This window comes from Lentibacillus sp. Marseille-P4043 (assembly GCF_900258515.1).
GTDB lineage: Bacteria > Bacillota > Bacilli > Bacillales > Amphibacillaceae > Lentibacillus_C.
In genome coordinates, this window is the sequence record NZ_LT984885.1 from 1 (window position 1) to 1045 (window position 1045).

Genomic DNA, 1045 nt, shown 5'->3' on the forward strand with positions numbered 1-1045 from the left:
CAAGCGCTCTATCCAATTGAGCTACGGGCGCATATGGTGCCGAGGGCCGGACTCGAACCGGCACGGTAGAAACCTACCGCAGGATTTTAAGTCCTGTGCGTCTGCCAATTCCGCCACCCCGGCATGGGAATTGGAGCGGAAGACGGGATTCGAACCCGCGACCCCCACCTTGGCAAGGTGGTGTTCTACCACTGAACTACTTCCGCATATATATTAATGAATGGTGCGGGTGAAGGGAGTCGAACCCCCACGTCGAAAGACACTAGATCCTAAGTCTAGCGCGTCTGCCAATTCCGCCACACCCGCAAGAATGGTGAGCCATGGAGGATTCGAACCTCCGACCCTCTGATTAAAAGTCAGATGCTCTACCAACTGAGCTAATGGCTCTAACATTAAAAGTGGTGCCGGCCAGAGGACTTGAACCCCCAACCTACTGATTACAAGTCAGTTGCTCTACCAATTGAGCTAGACCGGCTTATTAATTTAAGGCTTTTATTATCTTACATACATGTTCATCAAGTGTGCTCGTCGTGTTGCAAGTTCGTTCAATGATGTTGCACTCCTCGCAAGCCTGCACATAGTAGAAAATTCATTGATGTTAACGGCTTGCTCTACCAATTGAGCTAGACCGGCTATTTTTAAATAACAAGATGGTGGAGGATGCAGGGCTCGAACCTGCGACCCCCTGCTTGTAAGGCAGGTGCTCTCCCAGCTGAGCTAATCCTCCTATATGTAATGCCTGGCGGCGTCCTACTCTTGCAGGGGCAAAGCCCCAACTACCATCGGCGCTGGAGAGCTTAACTACTGTGTTCGGCATGAGAACAGGTGTGACCTCTCCGCTATTGCTACCAGACCTACATCTTGTAAGTCATTCTTGTTTAAAATTAAGGACAAGATATATTATATGCATTTTTGTCAAAAAATGCAAGTGTTTTTTATATTTTGTACCCTAAAAACTAAATAAGAGTTCTTCAAGCAACGAATCAAAAAGAAATATAGTTAAGTCCTCGATCTATTAGTATCCGTCAGCTCCACGTGTTACCAC

General features: G+C 47.3%; 6 tRNA genes and 1 rRNA gene. All 7 read right to left on the reverse strand.

Annotated features, from left to right (window positions below):
* Positions 1-34 precede the first annotated feature (34 nt).
* Positions 35-123 (reverse strand) — tRNA-Leu (locus C8270_RS19540).
* Positions 124-131: 8 nt separating this feature from the next.
* A tRNA-Gly gene (locus C8270_RS19545) sits at positions 132-206 on the reverse strand.
* 15 nt (positions 207-221) lie between these two features.
* A tRNA-Leu gene (locus C8270_RS19550) sits at positions 222-306 on the reverse strand.
* Between the two features lie 5 nt (positions 307-311).
* A tRNA-Lys gene (locus tag C8270_RS19555) sits at positions 312-387 on the reverse strand.
* A gap of 12 nt (positions 388-399) precedes the next feature.
* A tRNA-Thr gene (locus C8270_RS19560) sits at positions 400-475 on the reverse strand.
* 176 nt (positions 476-651) lie between these two features.
* Positions 652-727 (reverse strand) — tRNA-Val (locus tag C8270_RS19565).
* 10 nt (positions 728-737) lie between these two features.
* Positions 738-853: ribosomal RNA gene (gene rrf / locus C8270_RS19570) — 5S ribosomal RNA — on the reverse strand.
* Positions 854-1045 lie beyond the last annotated feature (192 nt).